This window comes from Variovorax sp. P4_D9 (assembly GCF_056401695.1).
The window spans coordinates 1-701 of the sequence record NZ_JBFUIU010001684.1 but is presented as its reverse complement, the minus strand read 5'-3'; the positions used below and the strand labels follow the sequence as shown (position 1 = coordinate 701).

The window sequence follows — 701 nt, the reverse complement described above, 5'->3', positions numbered from 1 at the left end:
GATCATCGCGGCGAATGCGCCGGACGGCGGTGCCGAGTTCAGCGTGACCCTGCCGAGGCGCACCCCGCCCGCGGCTATCGATCCTTCGTCCTGACTGCCATGCCCAGCCCTGTCGCCATCGTGATCGAAGACGAGCCGCAGATCCGCCGCTTCGTGCGGGGTGCGCTGGAGGCCGAAGGCTGGCAGGTCCATGAGGTCGGCACGCTGCGCGAGGGGCTCGCAGCCGTCGGCACGCTGCGCGAGGGGCTCGCAGCCGTCGGCACGCTGCGCGAGGGGCTCGCAGCCGTCGGCACGCGCCAGCCTGACCTGGTGGTGCTTGATCTCGGCTTGCCGGATGGCGACGGTATCTCATTGATTGGCGATGTACGTGGTTGGTCCGGGGTGCCGATCATCGTGCTCTCGGCGCGCACCGAGGAAGCCGACAAGATCGCGGCCCTCGATGCCGGCGCCGACGACTATCTGACCAAGCCCTTCGGCACCGGCGAGCTGCTGGCACGCGTGCGTGCCGCCCTGCGCCGCCCGCGTGCAGCAGGAGGCGGCGCACMAGGCGATGGTGGSTSYGAGCCAGCATTCCGYTTCGGCGAAATCGAGGTCGATCGTCCGGCCCGRCTCGTGCGACGCGSGGGTGTCGAAGTGCACCTCACGCCCACCGAATACCGACTGCTCGGCGTACTCGTGGCCAACGCCGGCAGAGTGATCAC

Annotated in this window: 1 protein-coding gene; it reads left to right on the top strand. The window is 69.7% G+C overall.

The window, feature by feature from the left end; all coding sequences use genetic code 11:
* Window positions 1–99: 99 nt before the first annotated feature.
* On the top strand, window positions 100–701 hold a 602-nt coding region (locus tag AC1DY5_RS57755), incomplete at its 3' end, for a response regulator (protein WP_478123060.1).